Raw genomic sequence first — 14,464 nt, 5'->3', positions numbered from 1 at the left:
CCATGAATCACCGGATTTCCGGCCTCACCCTCTGTCTCGTCGCGGTCGCCGTGGCAGGCTGCAGCGGCAACATCATTCCCGAGTCGCGCAAGATCGAATACAAGTCGGCGGGCAAGGTGCCGACCCTCGAAGTGCCGCCGGATCTCACCCAGTTGAGCCGCGACGACCGCTACCTGGTGCCGGACGATGCCGGCAAGGGTTCGGCGACCTTCTCGGCCTACGCCGCCGAGCGGGCACCGGAAGCCCAGGCCGGGCAATCGGCGGTGCTGCCGAGCGTGGACAAAGTGCGCGTCGAGCGTTCCGGCAGCCAGCGCTGGCTGGTCGTCAATTCGGCACCGGATGCCCTGTGGGACCCGATCAAGGAGTTCTGGCAGGAAACCGGTTTCCTCGTCAATATCGAGCGTCCGGAAGCCGGTGTGATGGAGACCGACTGGGCGGAAAACCGCGCCAAGATTCCGTCCGACATCATTCGCAACACCCTCGGCCGGGTTCTCGACTCCCTGTATTCCAGTGGCGAGCGCGACAAGTTCCGTACCCGCCTCGAGCCGGGGGCGCAGCCGGGAACGACCGAGATCTACATCAGCCACCGGGCGATGGAAGAGGTTTACACCTCGGCCGCCAAGGAAGATACCCGCTGGCAACCGCGGGCCGCCGACCCGGAACTGGAAGCGGAAATGCTGCGCCGCCTGATGGTCCGTCTGGGCGCCGAGGAAAAACGTGCCGAAGCCGCACTGACGACGCCCAAGTCCGAGCCGCGCGCGCGCCTGACGCGGGCTGACGATGGCAGCGGCAAGCTCGAAGTCTTTGACCGTTTCGACCGCGCCTGGCGCCGCGTCGGTCTGGCGCTCGACCGCGTCGGTTTCACGGTCGAGGACCGCGATCGCTCGCGTGGCATCTACTTCGTTCGTTACGTCGATCCTGAACAGGACAATGCCAACAAGAAGAGCGAGGGCTTGCTGTCGCGTCTGGCGTTCTGGAAAAGCGATGAAAAATCGGCGGTTTCCCGCGAGCAATACCGTATCCACGTCGAGGATGGCGGTGGCAGCAGTTCCAGCGTGCAGGTCCTGACCAGCGAAGGCGGTACCGACAAGTCGGAGACGGCCAAGAAGATTCTCACGCTGTTGCAGCAGCAGTTGCAGTAAGAAACAGCCGGTATTGACGCCGTGACCGGATCACGGCGTCAGGGTAATAAAAAACGGGGCCGAAGCCCCGTTTTTTATTGCCTGGTCAAGCCAGATTACTTCTTGACTTCTTCGGTGACGGCAGCCTTGGCGGCGTCAACGACAGCAGCGGCGGCAGCGTCGGCAGCCGGGGCAGCAGCCGGAGCGGCAGCAGCGTCAGCCGGAGCGGCGGCCGGAGCGGCGGCGTCAGCCGGGGCAGCAGCCGGAGCGGCGGCCGGAGCGGCAGCTTGTTCTTGGGCCGGAGCCGGGGCAGCAGCAACCGGTTCTTCCTTCTGACCGCAGGCGGTCAGGGCGAGGGCAAACAGGGCGGCGGCGAGAATGGACTTGTTCATGAGATTTCCTTATCGACAAGAAGCAAATAAATCCGAATAGATATGTTCGGCCGGTTTACACCGAACCGCCGAAAATTATAGCGCAAAAAAAATTGTGCAGCGCGGCGCAATACGCAAATGTCACAGTCCGAGGGCGGTTTGCAGCAAATTTTTCCGGGATGCCTGCCAGATTTCTTCGAAACGTTCCAAATATGGCATTGCAGCAAGCGGGTCGTCGATCAGCAGGACGCTGCGCGGCAGGTTCTTTTCAAGACGGATCAGGGCGTGCCGGCGGTCGGCGATGATCATCCCGTCGCGCAGATGGGCCAGCGCCGGCGGCGTCTGCCGCACCTCGCACCGGTGCATCCATGGGGCCAGCAGACGTTGCAGGCGTGGGCTGCGGGTCTGGAAGTGTGCCCCGTCGCGCAAGGCGATGCGTAGCGGCTGTTCCTTGGCGCCGGTCAGCAATTGACTGAGTTGTTCCAGACGGCTGCTGCCCTCCAGGCCCAGGTGCGCCAGATCCTCGTCGTAGATCCAGAGCTGGTGCGTGGCGAGCGGCAGCAACCGGTCGACGGCGGCCAGGTAGTCGGTCCAGGATTCGATCAGTTCGCGAGCCATGGCGTCAAATATACCCGATTGCTAGAATTCGCGCTTTTATCGGAGACGACCGTGCCGATCGGGAAAGTCGAATCGCTGGACCACGAAGCCCGCGGCATTGTCCGCGAAGACGGCAAGGCCATCTTCGTCGACGGGGCCCTGCCTGGGGAAACGGTCGAATACGCCAGTTTCCGGCGCAAGCCGAAGTACGAGCTGGCGCACCTGGTGCAGGTCTTGAAGCCGTCGGTCGCCCGCGTCGCGCCGGCTTGCCCGCATTTTGGCATCTGCGGCGGATGCGCGATGCAGCACATGGAGCCGTCGGCGCAGATTGCCGCCAAGCAGAGGGTGCTCGAAGACAGCCTGTGGCACATCGGCCGCGTCCGCGCCGAGACCATCCTGCCGCCGATCCACGGCGCCCCCTGGGGCTATCGTCACCGGGCGCGGCTGGGCGTGCGCAAGGTCGAGTCGCGTGGCGGCATGCTGATCGGCTTCCACGAATGGCGCAGCAGCTACATCGCCGACATCCATAGCTGCCTGGTCCTGCCACCGCACGTTTCCGACCTGCTCATGCCGCTGCGCGAGCTGATCGGCGGGCTGAGCATCGCCGACCGCCTGCCGCAGATCGAGGTCGCCGTCGGCGAACACTGCACGACGCTGGTCCTGCGCATCCTGGCGCCGCTCACCGCAGCCGACGAGAAAGCCCTGCGCGCCTTCGCCGACCGGCACGCCGTGGTGATCTACCTGCAACCGAAGGGGCCGGACAGCGCGCAGCGCTTCCATCCGCTGCCCGGGCCGCGGCTTTCCTACACGCTGCCCGAATTCGGTCTCGAACTCGATTTCCGGCCGACCGATTTCACCCAGGTCAACCATGCGGTGAATCGCGTCATGGTCCGCCGTGCCCTGCGCCTGCTCGATCCGCAGCCGGGCGAGCGGATCGCCGACATGTTCTGCGGTCTGGGCAACTTCACCCTGCCGATTGCCCGCAGCGGCGCCACCGTGCTCGGCATCGAAGGCAGTCCGGCGCTGGTCGCTCGCGGGCGCGAGGCGGCGATCGCCAACGGCCTCGGCGAACGGGTTGAATTCGGTGTTGCCAACCTCTTTGACTGCACCGAGGAATCGCTGGCCAGGCTGGGTCGCTTCGACAAGATGCTGATCGACCCGCCGCGCGAAGGCGCCGTCGAATTGTGCAAGGCGCTCGGTGCAGATGCGCCGCGGCGCCTGGTCTACGTTTCCTGCAATCCGGCGACGCTCGCCCGCGACGCCGGCGTGCTGGCTTCGGTTAACGGTTACCGGCTGGCGGCGGCGGGCATCGTCAACATGTTCCCGCATACCGCCCACGTCGAGTCGATCGCCTTGTTCGAGCGGCCATGAAAAAGGGCGGCCGCAGCCGCCCTCGCCCCGCAGTGGGCTTAACTCAGTCGCGTTCGCCGGTCAGCGCCATGATCAGCTGCAGCAGGCCGACGAAGACGTTGTACACGTCGAGATAGACGGCCAGCGTGGCGGAGACGTAGTTGGTCTCGCCACCCTGCACGATGCGGCTGATGTCGTACAGGATGTAGGCCGAGAAGATGCCGACGACAGCCGCCGAGATCGCCAGCGACAGCGCCGGAATCTGGAAGAAGATGTTGGCGACGATGGCCAGCAGGACGAGGATGACGCCGGCGAACAGGAACTTGCCCATGCCGGTGAAATCGCGCTTGCTGGTGGCGGCGACCGAGGACAGCACGAAGAAGATGGCGCCGGTACCGCCGGCCGCCAGGGCGATCATCGAACCGCCGTTGGAGAAGCCGAGCGCGAACTGCAGGATGCGCGACAGCATCAGGCCCATGAAGAAGGTGAAGCCGAGCAGCAGGGCGACACCGAGGCCACGATCCTTGTTCTTCTCGATCCCCCACATGAAGCCGAAGGCGATGGCCATGAACAGGACGAAGGAGATCAGCGGGCTGCCGGCGAAGAAGGAGAAGCCCATCTGGATTCCGGCCAGCGCGCCGAGTACGGTCGGCACCATCGACAGGCCGAGCAGCATGTAGGTATTGCGCAGCACGCGGTTCTGCTGCGTCGCGTAAGTACCGGCACCCTGGCGGGCGATTTCGAAATTGGTGGTCATGGTCGGAATACTCCGTTTCAGGTTGTGACGAGGGCTAAGACTAGCCGAGACGGGGGCAAGTTTCAAATGCCATGGCCGGCGAAACGCTGTGCTATCATGCCGGCCGCAAACGGGTCTGTGGCAGAGCGGTTGAATGCACCGGTCTTGAAAACCGGCGTGGGGAAACCCATCGTGAGTTCGAATCTCACCGGACCCGCCATAAGCCGCTGATTCAAAAATAAAAACAAGATCGTCTCGCGGTCAGCTCAGCGCCGCTCAGACTGTCGTCGCTGCCCTCGCAAGGTTTCGGCGGCCGTTCCGGCTTACGGATTTATTCCGTGTTCCGGTAGTCTTGTTCCGGTTTTTCCGTGGTTCCCCCACTTGCCGTACGCGTCCCCGAATTCTTCAGGTATCGGCTCAGCGCGGCGGTCAGCGCGTCGATATGTACCGGTTTGGCCAGATAATCATCCATGCCGGCTTCCCGGCAGCGCGCCTGGTCTTCCGGGAAGGCGTCGGCCGTCAGGGCGATGATCGGCAGCGCTGGTCGCTGCCTTTCCTGTTCCCAGGCGCGGATCTGGCGGGTGGCGCCGTAACCGTCGAGCACCGGCATCTGGATGTCCATCAGGATGAGGTCGATCGTATCTGCTTCGTTGATCACCCGTTCGACCGCTTGCTGGCCGTTTTCGGCAATCACCGACTGCAGCCCCAACTTCTTGAGCAGGGCGCCGGCGACCCGCTGGTTGGTCCGGTTGTCCTCGACGATCAGGACGCGTCCGCAAAGTTGCGGCGGGCCGGCCGGCGGCGTGCTGCTGCCCTCGGGGCGCGCCGTTGCCCGGGTATCGGGGTTTTCAGACAGGGCTAGCCGGGGGATGCGAAACCAGAAGCGCGATCCGCTCCCGGGCGTGCTGCTCAGACCGACTTCGCCGCCCATCTGGCGGGCGAGACTGCGGACGATGGAGAGGCCGAGCCCGGTGCCGCCAAACTGACGAGTGGTTGAACTGTCCACCTGGCTGAAAGGCTGGAAGAGGAGCGCGTGTTTTTCCCCGGCGATGCCGATGCCGGTATCGCTGACGGCAAATTCAAGTTGCGGCGCCGCAGCGTCGGCCGCCAGTTCGCTGGCCTCGATGCGGACTTCGCCGTGCTCGGTGAACTTGATTGCGTTATTCACCAAGTTGCTCAGCATCTGTCGCAGACGATGCGGGTCGCCGTGGTAGCGCTGGTGTTCGGGGCCGAGCCAGCGGGCAGTCAATTGCAGGCCCTTGGCCTGGGCGTTGCCGGCAAACAGTGCTTCGGTTTCGCGCAGGATTTCGGCCGGTGCGATGACCCCGGCTTCGAGCGTCAGCTTGCCGGCCTCCACCTTGGACAGGTCGAGGATGTCGTTGAGCAGGGTAAGCAGGGTCTGGCCGGAGTGGAAGATGGTCCGCGAGTACTCCCGCGTTTCCTGTTCGCTCAACGGGCCGCTGAGCAGCAGTTGCGCCATGCCGAGGATGCCGTTCATCGGTGTGCGCAGTTCGTGGCTCATTGCGGCGAGGAAGCGGCTCTTGGCGACGTTGGCGGCTTCAGCGGCGGTCAGTGCCTGGGCCAGTTGGGCGGTGCGCTGGGCGACCAGTTCTTCGAGATGGCTCTGATGGCGCTCGAGTTCGGCGGCGATGCGCTTGCTTTCGGTAATGTCTTCCTGGACGCCGACGTAGTTGGTGATCCTGCCGTCCGGCTGGCGAACCGGGCCGATGATGGCGGCGCCGGTGTATTCGCTGCCGTCCTTGCGCCGGTTGATGAATTCGCCGCGCCAGATGCCGCCGGCGTGCAGGGTTTGCCAGAGGTCGCGGTAGGTTTCCGGTGGCGTCTTGCCGGAGCGCAGCAGGCGCATGTTGGCGCCGACGGCTTCGCCGTTGCTGTAGCCGGTGACCGTGGTCAGGGCGGCGTTGACATATTCGATGTTGCCTTCGAGGTCGGTGACCAGGATCAGGTTGGGGCTCTGTTCGACGGCCTGCGTCAGCTCGCGCATCTTCTCTTCGGCGGAGAGGCGGGCCGAGACGTCGCGGAAGTAGCGGCGGCCGCCGAGAGCCAGCACCGCCAGCAGCAGCAGCGCGGTGGCGCCGAACAGCAGGCGCTGTTGCGTGGCCCGTCGCGCTTCGCGCGCCAGAGCGTCGTCGGCCAGTTGCTGGATGCGGTTGAGTTGTGCACGTTTGCCGTCGCCGAGCAGGGCATGGGTGGCGGCGAGCAGTTGCGGGACGTCGCGGTCGATGTGGCGTACGTGCTGGTGCAGGCGGCGGAAGGTCGGGCCCCGTTCGGGCAGGCGCTCGGCGGCCGAGTCCAGCGCTGCTTCGACGGCGCTGACCGTGCGCCGTAGCGTGCTGTCCTGCTCGCCGCCGATCAGGCGGACGGCATCGAGCGAGAAACGGTGCAGTTCCAGCTTGAGCTGGCGATTGGCCGGTGTATCGGGCAGGGTTTCGATCTGCCGGCGCGCTTCGAACTGGTAATAGCGCATGGCGTTGCGCAAGGAGGCGTTGAGCGACTTGAACGCCTCGACCTGTTCGCTTTCGGCATCCTGCATGGCGCGGTAGGCGGCGATTGCGGCCTCGATTTCGCCCGCCGCCGGCTGCGCCTGCAGGCGGGTCAGGCCTTGCCGCAGGCTGGCCTGCTGGGCGACCAGGGTATCGAAGTTGGGATCGATGCCGAAGCGGTTGCGCAGCAAGGATTCGCGGAACTGGCTGTCGATCAGCAGCAGGTCGGCGGCCGCCGCGCGGGCGGCGTGCAGATTGCCCGGGCGTTCGCCGAGCCCGCTGTAGAGCAGGGCGCCCAGCGTTGCCAGGAAGGCCAGGGCGGCGACCAGGAAGCTGGCCGGGAGCTTGCGCCGGTTCACGGCGTGCCTTCCGGCAGGCGGCCGGTCAGGCTTTCGAGGAAGGCGACGAGCAGGTCGCGTTCCTCGGTGCTGAGCTGCAGACCGAGCTGAGTGCTGGCGATCATTTCGACCGCCTGTGGCAGCGTGGCGACGCCGCCATCGTGGAAATAGGGGGCGGTGCGGGCGACATTGCGCAGGCTGGGGACCTTGAACTTGTAGCGGTCGGCCTCCTTGCCGGTGACGTTGTAGCGTCCGAGGTCGGTCGGTTGCGGGTTGCGCTCGCTGAAGTAGCTGTCGAACAGGCCGAGTCGGGCGTACATGTTGCCGCCGATGTTGCTTCCCTGGTGGCAACTGACGCAACCGAGTTCGCGGAACAGGCGCCAGCCCTCGCGGGCACGCTCGTCAAGCGCTTGCGTATCGCCGCGCAGGTAGCGGTCGAACGGCGCGTCGGGGGTGATCAGGGTTTCCTGGAAGGCTGCCAGTGCGCCGCGCACGACATCGGCGTCGATCTCCCTGCCGAATGCCTGGTGGGCCATAGCCTGCAGGGCCGGGTCGGCGCCCAGCTTGGCCAGCGCCGCTGGCCAGTTGCTGTCCATTTCGGCGGGGTGGGTGAGCGGGCCGTCGACCTGTTCTTCCAGGCTGGCGGCGCGGCCGTCCCAGAACTGCCGGAAGTTGAGGCGGCTGTTGTATACGCTGGGGGTGTTGAGGCTGCCCCGGCGTCCGTCGATACCGGTCGAGGTCGCCTGGCCGTCCATGCCGTAACGGTCGAGCGGATGACAATGCGCGCAGGCGATGCTGTCGTTGCGGGAGAGGCGGGGGTCGTGGAAGAGCGCCCGGCCAAGTGCTGCCTTGTCGGGATCGACCGGCAGGTCGGTCGGGATCGGGGTGATCGGTCCTTCGGCAAGGGTTTGTGCTGGCACCGGTACGGCGGGGGCGGCCGGTACCGGCTCTTCGCAGGAAGTCAGCAACAGGGCGCAGGGGAGCAGCAGTAAGGTCAGTCGCATGGTGCCTGAGTGTCGCCTGGCCTGGCGACGCCGGGAGTCGGTTCGGCGTTGCCAGGCAACGCGGAGGGTGGGCATTGGAACGGCGGTCGTGCGGCCTGCCGGGGGAAACATTATAGAGTCTTTGGCGGGGTCCTGGCGGATGCCTGGAAGCTTGGCCGCTGCAGGGTATCGGGCCTATAATCGGAACAACTAGTGACCGTTCGGTCATTAACTCGTCGGGGTGTCCCATGAAACCGATGCGCCTTGCCAGAGCCTTGGCCTTGCTGATTCTGGCGGTAGTTGCCGCGCTAGCGCTCTACCTTTTCCTGCAGCGTCCGCCGGCCTTTCCCGCCGGACTGGCGTCCGGCAACGGCCGGCTGGAGGCAACCGAAGTTGATGTGGCGAGCAAGATCGCCGGCCGGTTGGCCGAACTCCTGCCGCACGAAGGCGACCGGGTCGAAGCCGGGGCCGTGGTCGGGCGGCTCGACGCCGATGAGCTGCGCGCCCAGTTGCGTGCCGCCCAGGCCCTGGTCGGGCAGGCCGAGCAGGCGCTGGTCCAGGCGCGGGCCGGTGTGCGCAAGTCGCAGTCTGATCTGGCGCTGGCCGGCAAGACGCTGCGTCGTTCCGAAGAACTGGTCGAACGCGGCTTCATCAGTCGCAACAAGCTAGATAGCGACGCCACCGGCATGAGCGGCGCGCGGGCCGGCGTTGCCCAGGCACAGGGCAAGGTCGGCGAGGCCGAAGCGGCGGTGGCGGCGGCGCAGGCGCGGGTCGAGGCATTGCAGGCGACGCTCGCCGATAGCGAACTGAAGGCGCCGGTTAGCGGCCGCGTCCTCTACCGTCTGGCCGAGCCGGGCGAGGTGCTGGCGGCAGGCGGCAAGGCGCTGACGCTGGTCGATCTCGACGACATGTTCATGAGCATCTATCTGTCTACCGAAACCGCCGGCCGCGTCGCGCTCGGTGCCGAAGCGCGCATCGTCCTCGATGCCTTGCCCGGGCAGCCGATTCCGGCCCGCGTCACCTTCGTCGCGCCAAAAGCGCAGTTCACGCCGCGCGAGGTGGAAACGCAGAGCGAGCGGCAGAAGCTGATGTTCCGCGTCAAGCTGCGCGCCGATCCGGCCTGGCTGGCCGCGCACCGCGACCTTGCCAAGGGCGGCATGCCCGGCGTCGCCTGGGTTCGCGTCGACGCCGACGCCGACGCCGTCTGGCCGGCCAATCTGCAAGTCGCAGCGGAGTAAGGCGTCGTGGACAGCGCGCCGGTCGCCCGCCTGCAGGGCGTCAGCCTGCGCTACGCCGGCGTTGCCGCGCTCGACGCCGTTGACGTCAGCCTGCCGGCCGGTTGCATGGTCGGCCTGATCGGCCCCGACGGGGTCGGCAAGTCGTCGCTGCTGGCACTGGTCGCCGGGGCGCGCAAACTCCAGGCGGGGCAGGTCGAGGTGCTTGGCGGCAATATCGGCGAGCGGCGTTTCCGTAACGGCGTCCAGCCGCGCATCGCCTACATGCCGCAGGGCCTGGGCAAGAACCTTTACCCGACGCTGTCGGTCTTCGAGAACGTCGACTTCTTCGGTCGACTGTTCGGCCAAGGCAAAAACGAACGTCAGCGGCGCATCGCCGAATTGCTCGCCGCCACCGGCCTGACGCCGTTTGCCGAGCGCCCGGCGGCCAAGCTCTCCGGCGGCATGAAGCAGAAGCTCGGCCTCTGTTGCGCGCTGATCCACGATCCCGACCTGCTCATCCTCGACGAGCCGACGACCGGCGTCGATCCGCTGTCGCGCCGCCAGTTCTGGGAGCTGATCGACAGCATCCGCGCCCGCCGGCCGGGCATGAGCGTGCTCGTTGCCACCGCCTACATGGAAGAAGCCGAGCGCTTCGACTGGCTGGTGGCGATGGACGCCGGGCGCGTCATCGGCACCGGTGCGCCGGCCGAATTGCGCGCGCGCACCGGCCAGACGACGCTCGACGCCGCCTTCATCGCGCTGTTGCCGGAAACCCGCCGGCAGGCGCACCGCGAGCTGGTCATTCCGCCGCGCGTTGCCGATGGCGACGACTGGGCGATCGAAGCCGAAGGGCTGGTCCAGCGTTTTGGCGACTTTACCGCCGTCGACCGCGTCAGTTTTCGCATCGGCCGCGGCGAAATCTTCGGCTTCCTCGGCTCCAACGGTTGCGGCAAGACGACGACGATGAAGATGCTGACCGGCCTCTTGCCGCCCAGCGAAGGGCAGGCCAGGCTGTTTGGCCGGCCGGTCGACGCGCGTGACCTGGAGACGCGCAAACAGGTTGGCTACATGTCGCAGGCCTTCTCGCTCTACGGCGAACTGACCGTGGCCGAGAACCTCCACCTGCACGCCCGCCTGTTCCACTTGCCGGACGCCCGCCGCATCGCCCGCGTTGCCGAACTGAGCGAACGCTTCGGCCTCGCCGAATACGCCGACCAGGCCGCCGCCGAGCTGCCGCTCGGCATCCGCCAGCGGCTGTCGCTGGCAGTGGCCGTGGTCCATGAACCAAAACTCCTGATCCTCGACGAACCGACCTCCGGCGTCGACCCGGTGGCGCGCGACGAGTTCTGGGCGCTGCTGGTCGAACTGTCGCGCCAGCAGGGCGTCACCATCTTCATCTCGACCCACTTCATGAACGAGGCCGAGCGCTGCGACCGCATCTCGCTGATGCATGCCGGCCGCGTGCTGGCCAGCGACACCCCGGCCGGGCTGGTGGCGCAGCGCGGCGCGGCGACGCTGGAAGCGGCCTTCATTGACTATCTGGAAGAAGCGACCGGCGCCCGCGCGCCGGCCGCCGAAGCGCCGCCTGCGGTCGACGCGGAAATTTCGCCAAAAACCGCAGTCGACCGCAAGCGGCGCAGCCTCTTCAGCGGGCGCCGCCTGTACGGCTACGCCTACCGCGAAACGCTGGAACTGCGCCGCGACCCGATCCGCCTTGCCTTCGCCCTGCTCGGCTCGGCGCTGCTCATGCTGGTGCTCGGCTTCGGCATTTCGCTCGACGTCGAAGGCCTGCGCTTCGCCGCGCTCGACCGCGACCAGTCGCCGGAAAGCCGCGCCTACATCGAGAACATCGCCGGCTCGCGCTATTTCATCGAGCAGCCGCCGATCCTCGACGACGCCGACCTCGAGCGCCGCCTGCGCAACGGTGAACTGGCGCTGGCGGTGGACATCCCGCCCGGCTTCGGGCGCGACCTGCGGCGCGGCCACTGGCCCGAAGTCGGCCTCCAGGTCGACGGCGCCATGCCCTATCGCGGCGAAACCGTGCGCGGCTACGCCGAAGGCATGCATCTCCTCTACGTGCAGCGCCTGATCCGCGAAAACACCGGTGTCGAAAGCGCCTACCCGGCCAACATCGTCTCGCGCTTCCGCTACAACCAGGACGTCAAGAGCATCTACGCCATGGTGCCGGCGGTGATTCCCATCCTCCTCATCTTCATTTCCGCCATCCTGATGGCGCTCGGCGTGGTGCGCGAAAAGGAACTCGGCTCGATCACCAACCTCTACGTGACGCCGGTCAGCCGCCTTGAATTCCTGCTCGGCAAGCAACTGCCCTACGTCGCCGTCTCGCTGATCAGCTTCCTCGTTCTTGTCCTGCAGGCGCAATGGGTGTTCCAGGTGCCGCTCAAGGGCAGCTTCGCCGCGCTGGCGCTCGGCGCCACGCTCTACGTCGTCGCCACCACCGGCGTCGGTCTGCTCATCTCGACCTTCACCAAAACCCAGATCGCCGCGCTGTTCGGCACCGCCATCCTGACCATCCTGCCCACCGTCAGCTTCTCCGGGCTGACCACCCCGGTTGGTGCGCTCGAAGGCGTCAGTTACTGGATCGGCCAGCTCTTCCCGGCCAGCTACTTCCTGGTCATCAGCCGGGGCGTCTATACCAAGGCGCTTGGCCTTACCGACCTGTTGCCGCAATTCCTCGCGCTGGCCGCCTTCATCCCGGTGCTCACCGCGCTCTCGGTGGCGCTGCTGAAAAAGCAGGAAGACTGATCATGCGCCTGCACAGCCTCGCCAACATCTACCGCCTCGGCCTCAAGGAACTGAAGAGCCTGTGGGCCGACAAGACCCTGCTCGTGCTCATCTGCTGGGCCTTCTCCGGCGCCATCTACACGGCCGCCACCGGCGTCTCGCAGGAACTGCACAACGCGCCGCTGGCCGTCGTCGATGAAGACCGCTCGCCGCTCTCGCAGCGCCTTGTCGATGCCTTCTACCCGCCTTTCTTCCGCCCGCCCGAGCGCATCGAACTGGCCGCCATGGACCCCGGGCTGGACGCCGGCCGCTACAACTTCGCGCTGGTCATCCCCGCCAACTTCCAGCGCGACCTGCGCGCCGGCAAGGTGCCCGACCTGCAGCTCAACATCGACGCGACGATCATGAGCCAGGCCTTCATCGGCGCTACCTACATCAAGCGCATCGCGCTCGGCGAAATCAACGAATACCTCACCGGCACGCGCGACGAAAGCGCCGGCCCGGTGCGTCTCGTCACCCGCGTCCGCTTCAATCCCAACCTCAAGGGCTTCTGGTTCGGCGGCGTCATGGAAGCGATCAACAACGTCACCATGCTGACCATCATCCTGGTCGGCGCCGCCTTCATCCGCGAACGCGAGCACGGCACCGTCGAGCACCTGCTGGTGATGCCGCTCACCCCGTTCGAGATCATGCTCGCCAAGATCTGGGCCAACGGGCTGGCCGTGCTGCTCGGCGTCGCCTTCGCGCTGGCGGTGATGGTCGAACGCGTGCTGCAGGTGCCGATCGCCGGTTCGTTGCCGCTCTTCCTCGCCGCCGCCGCCTGCTACCTGTTCGCCGCCGCGTCGATCGGCATCTTCCTCGGCACGCTCGCCCGCTCGATGCCGCAGTTCGGCCTCCTCGTCATCCTCAGCATCATCCCGCTGCTCATGCTCTCCGGCGGTATCTCGCCGCGCGAAAGCATGCCGCAGGCAGTGCAGGACCTGATGCTCGCTGCCCCCACCACCTATTTCGTCCGCCTCGCCCAGGGCATCCTCTACCGTGGCGCCGGCCTCGAAATCGTCTGGCGCGACCTCGCCGCAATGACCGCCATCGGCGCTGTCTTCTTCGTCATCGCGCTGGTCAGGTTCCGCGATGCGGTGACGCGGAATCAGGGGTGAGGCGAGCGCCTAGCGCTACGCCTGGTGATCATCGGGCTCTTGATATTCCATTGGGTTCGCGGCACGATCTTGGCCTAAAGAGACTTTTTCTACAGCGCCGTTAGCCCCACACCTTCGCCCATGCTCGACAAAATTTTAGATACCCTATTGAAAAGCCTTGAGAACGGAAACTGGCTCGTAGTTATTCTCGTCGTCGCCATTGCAGTAGTAGTGAATCTTCGTGCAATCCTTGAGTTTTTTGAACGTCGCGGTACTAGACGAGAAGAGTTTGTCAAGGATGCATTGAAAATTGATGTCGTTAGAGATGCGGCCCGATCAGTTCTAGAAGAAGAATTGAACTATCTGGTCTTCAAGCGAGTAACCGGAATTTCAGCCGATCGCGCCCTGCGAGAGAAGATCAAATCCTTGGTGGATAGGTCCGATGGAGAACTTCAAACATTCCAATTTGCCCGCGCCCGAAAACATACCACCATGAAAGACGGCAAGTTGCTGATTCGAATCACGCGCAGCGACAAGATCGAACATTTGTTTAACTGGTCGTTTGCAGTCTTGGTTGCGGTTTTTGCGCTTCTCGCCTTTATGCTTCCGACTACAGTCAAGGGGGCATCGTTTCAACAGGTGGCGATATTCATCGGCTTGGGCACGTTGATGTTCTTTTTCGCACTCTTCTTGGTATCCCAGACAACTCCTATAACTGTTGCCAAACACATCAAACCTATTGTTGAGCGATTGGAGGCAATTCCACCTCAAGATGAGGACTAATCCGGCGTGGCGTGCTGGCTGTTGAGATGAGTGAATTATTCCCATAATGTTTTCCAGCCCGGCCGTAAGCAAAAGAGAGAGGCCGCTATCACGGGGCTTGGGGGTGTGCTAGGATGCTTATCCCAAAAGCATTTTAGTTGATTGTGATGACTACCTCGACCGATGCGGAAATCAGGCTGACGATCGCCAGACTGATTGAGCTTGCCTACTCTGCCAACGACGGCTTGACGACAAAGATTGTCAGGGATGTTGGGGCGTTCAGGCTGACTGTTGATCAAGACGGCAACGCAGAACTGACCGGTAGGGCGGGGGTTGTTCGATTGTCTGGCACTCCAGCGCTAGAAAAGATCGGCGTCGCGATGCGTCGGCTGACGGTAAATTTTACTGGTTACGAGAACGGCGATATCCACTATACCGCTGGAGTAGGCGTCAAAGGCGGCGGCATGCTTACGGTGTCCGGAAGTTTCAATATCGTCAAGCTGATTACCGCCTGTTCTGGACTTGTGTGTCGGGCGGCGCGGCACATTAAAGGACAGCGTCCGGCCGCTGACCTGGAGTTGCAGCGGGCAATGGGGTACTGACG

At 65.0% G+C, this 14,464-nt stretch carries 12 protein-coding genes and 1 tRNA gene; 8 read left to right on the top strand and 5 right to left on the bottom strand.

Going from position 1 to position 14,464, the window contains the following annotated elements; translation table 11 throughout:
• Positions 1 to 2 precede the first annotated feature (2 nt).
• On the top strand, positions 3 to 1,142 hold the full coding sequence (gene bamC, locus ACE3OV_RS12015; RefSeq protein ID WP_374327452.1) for an outer membrane protein assembly factor BamC: 1,140 nt from the start codon (positions 3 to 5) through the stop codon (positions 1,140 to 1,142).
• 95 nt (positions 1,143 to 1,237) lie between these two features.
• Here the strand turns inward: bamC and ACE3OV_RS12010 are convergent, their stop codons facing one another.
• Both ACE3OV_RS12010 and ACE3OV_RS12005 read right to left on the bottom strand, forming a co-directional pair.
• Positions 1,238 to 1,513: a hypothetical protein gene (locus tag ACE3OV_RS12010; protein WP_374327396.1), complete on the bottom strand. Its 276-nt coding sequence runs from the start codon at positions 1,511 to 1,513 to the stop codon at positions 1,238 to 1,240.
• A 120-nt stretch (positions 1,514 to 1,633) separates the two neighbouring features.
• Positions 1,634 to 2,110 (bottom strand): hypothetical protein, encoded by a 477-nt coding sequence (locus ACE3OV_RS12005; protein WP_374327394.1) that lies wholly within the window; start codon positions 2,108 to 2,110, stop codon positions 1,634 to 1,636.
• A 51-nt stretch (positions 2,111 to 2,161) separates the two neighbouring features.
• Between ACE3OV_RS12005 and rlmD the strand changes: the two genes are divergently transcribed.
• Positions 2,162 to 3,460, top strand: coding sequence for a 23S rRNA (uracil(1939)-C(5))-methyltransferase RlmD (gene rlmD / locus ACE3OV_RS12000; protein WP_374327393.1), 1,299 nt, complete (start codon positions 2,162 to 2,164; stop codon positions 3,458 to 3,460).
• Between the two features lie 43 nt (positions 3,461 to 3,503).
• On the opposite strand, the gene ACE3OV_RS11995 is transcribed toward rlmD, so the two are convergent.
• Complete coding sequence (locus ACE3OV_RS11995) at positions 3,504 to 4,196, bottom strand: Bax inhibitor-1/YccA family protein (RefSeq protein ID WP_374327391.1); 693 nt, start codon at positions 4,194 to 4,196, stop codon at positions 3,504 to 3,506.
• Positions 4,197 to 4,307: 111 nt separating this feature from the next.
• Between ACE3OV_RS11995 and ACE3OV_RS11990 the strand changes: the two genes are divergently transcribed.
• Positions 4,308 to 4,395, top strand: a tRNA-Ser gene (locus ACE3OV_RS11990).
• A gap of 111 nt (positions 4,396 to 4,506) precedes the next feature.
• Here the strand turns inward: ACE3OV_RS11990 and ACE3OV_RS11985 are convergent.
• Together ACE3OV_RS11985 and ACE3OV_RS11980 are read right to left on the bottom strand one after the other, a co-directional pair.
• The gene (locus ACE3OV_RS11985; protein WP_374327389.1) at positions 4,507 to 7,038 is read right to left on the bottom strand and encodes an ATP-binding protein; all 2,532 of its coding nucleotides are present in this window, start codon (positions 7,036 to 7,038) and stop codon (positions 4,507 to 4,509) included.
• Positions 7,035 to 8,021, bottom strand: coding sequence for a cytochrome-c peroxidase (locus ACE3OV_RS11980; RefSeq protein WP_374327387.1), 987 nt, complete (start codon positions 8,019 to 8,021; stop codon positions 7,035 to 7,037). The genes ACE3OV_RS11985 and ACE3OV_RS11980 overlap by 4 nt, the downstream gene beginning before the upstream one ends.
• A 227-nt stretch (positions 8,022 to 8,248) precedes the next feature.
• On the opposite strand from ACE3OV_RS11980, the gene ACE3OV_RS11975 reads away from it, so the two are divergent.
• From ACE3OV_RS11975 to ACE3OV_RS11955, 5 genes are all read left to right on the top strand, one after another.
• Positions 8,249 to 9,238: an HlyD family secretion protein gene (locus ACE3OV_RS11975; protein WP_374327385.1), complete on the top strand. Its 990-nt coding sequence runs from the start codon at positions 8,249 to 8,251 to the stop codon at positions 9,236 to 9,238.
• A gap of 6 nt (positions 9,239 to 9,244) precedes the next feature.
• Positions 9,245 to 11,983 (top strand): ribosome-associated ATPase/putative transporter RbbA, encoded by a 2,739-nt coding sequence (gene rbbA, locus ACE3OV_RS11970; RefSeq protein ID WP_374327384.1) that lies wholly within the window; start codon positions 9,245 to 9,247, stop codon positions 11,981 to 11,983.
• A gap of 2 nt (positions 11,984 to 11,985) precedes the next feature.
• Positions 11,986 to 13,119, top strand: a complete 1,134-nt coding sequence (locus ACE3OV_RS11965; RefSeq protein WP_374327383.1) for an ABC transporter permease — start codon at positions 11,986 to 11,988, stop codon at positions 13,117 to 13,119.
• A 120-nt stretch (positions 13,120 to 13,239) separates the two neighbouring features.
• Positions 13,240 to 13,881, top strand: coding sequence for a hypothetical protein (locus tag ACE3OV_RS11960; RefSeq protein WP_374327382.1), 642 nt, complete (start codon positions 13,240 to 13,242; stop codon positions 13,879 to 13,881).
• A 146-nt stretch (positions 13,882 to 14,027) separates the two neighbouring features.
• Entirely contained in the window at positions 14,028 to 14,462 is a 435-nt protein-coding gene (locus ACE3OV_RS11955) for a hypothetical protein (RefSeq protein WP_374327381.1), read from the top strand.
• Positions 14,463 to 14,464 lie beyond the last annotated feature (2 nt).

It is taken from the genome of Azonexus sp. (genome assembly GCF_041909095.1).
In the GTDB taxonomy this organism is placed as follows: Bacteria; Pseudomonadota; Gammaproteobacteria; order Burkholderiales; family Rhodocyclaceae; genus Azonexus.
This window is presented reverse-complemented; position numbering and strand designations above follow the sequence as displayed.

What these genes read in the sequence shown, in the direction of transcription:
- ACE3OV_RS11975 (WP_374327385.1), top strand. Translation starts at nt 8,249, where the DNA reads ATGAAACCGATGCGCCTTGCCAGAGCCTTGGCCTTGCTGATTCTGGCG.
- ACE3OV_RS11955 (WP_374327381.1), top strand. Translation starts at nt 14,028, where the DNA reads ATGACTACCTCGACCGATGCGGAAATCAGGCTGACGATCGCCAGACTG.
- ACE3OV_RS11960 (WP_374327382.1), top strand. Translation starts at nt 13,240, where the DNA reads ATGCTCGACAAAATTTTAGATACCCTATTGAAAAGCCTTGAGAACGGA.
- ACE3OV_RS11995 (WP_374327391.1), bottom strand. Translation starts at nt 4,196, where the DNA reads ATGACCACCAATTTCGAAATCGCCCGCCAGGGTGCCGGTACTTACGCG.
- ACE3OV_RS11965 (WP_374327383.1), top strand. Translation starts at nt 11,986, where the DNA reads ATGCGCCTGCACAGCCTCGCCAACATCTACCGCCTCGGCCTCAAGGAA.
- ACE3OV_RS12010 (WP_374327396.1), bottom strand. Translation starts at nt 1,513, where the DNA reads ATGAACAAGTCCATTCTCGCCGCCGCCCTGTTTGCCCTCGCCCTGACC.
- ACE3OV_RS11980 (WP_374327387.1), bottom strand. Translation starts at nt 8,021, where the DNA reads ATGCGACTGACCTTACTGCTGCTCCCCTGCGCCCTGTTGCTGACTTCC.
- ACE3OV_RS12005 (WP_374327394.1), bottom strand. Translation starts at nt 2,110, where the DNA reads ATGGCTCGCGAACTGATCGAATCCTGGACCGACTACCTGGCCGCCGTC.
- bamC (WP_374327452.1), top strand. Translation starts at nt 3, where the DNA reads ATGAATCACCGGATTTCCGGCCTCACCCTCTGTCTCGTCGCGGTCGCC.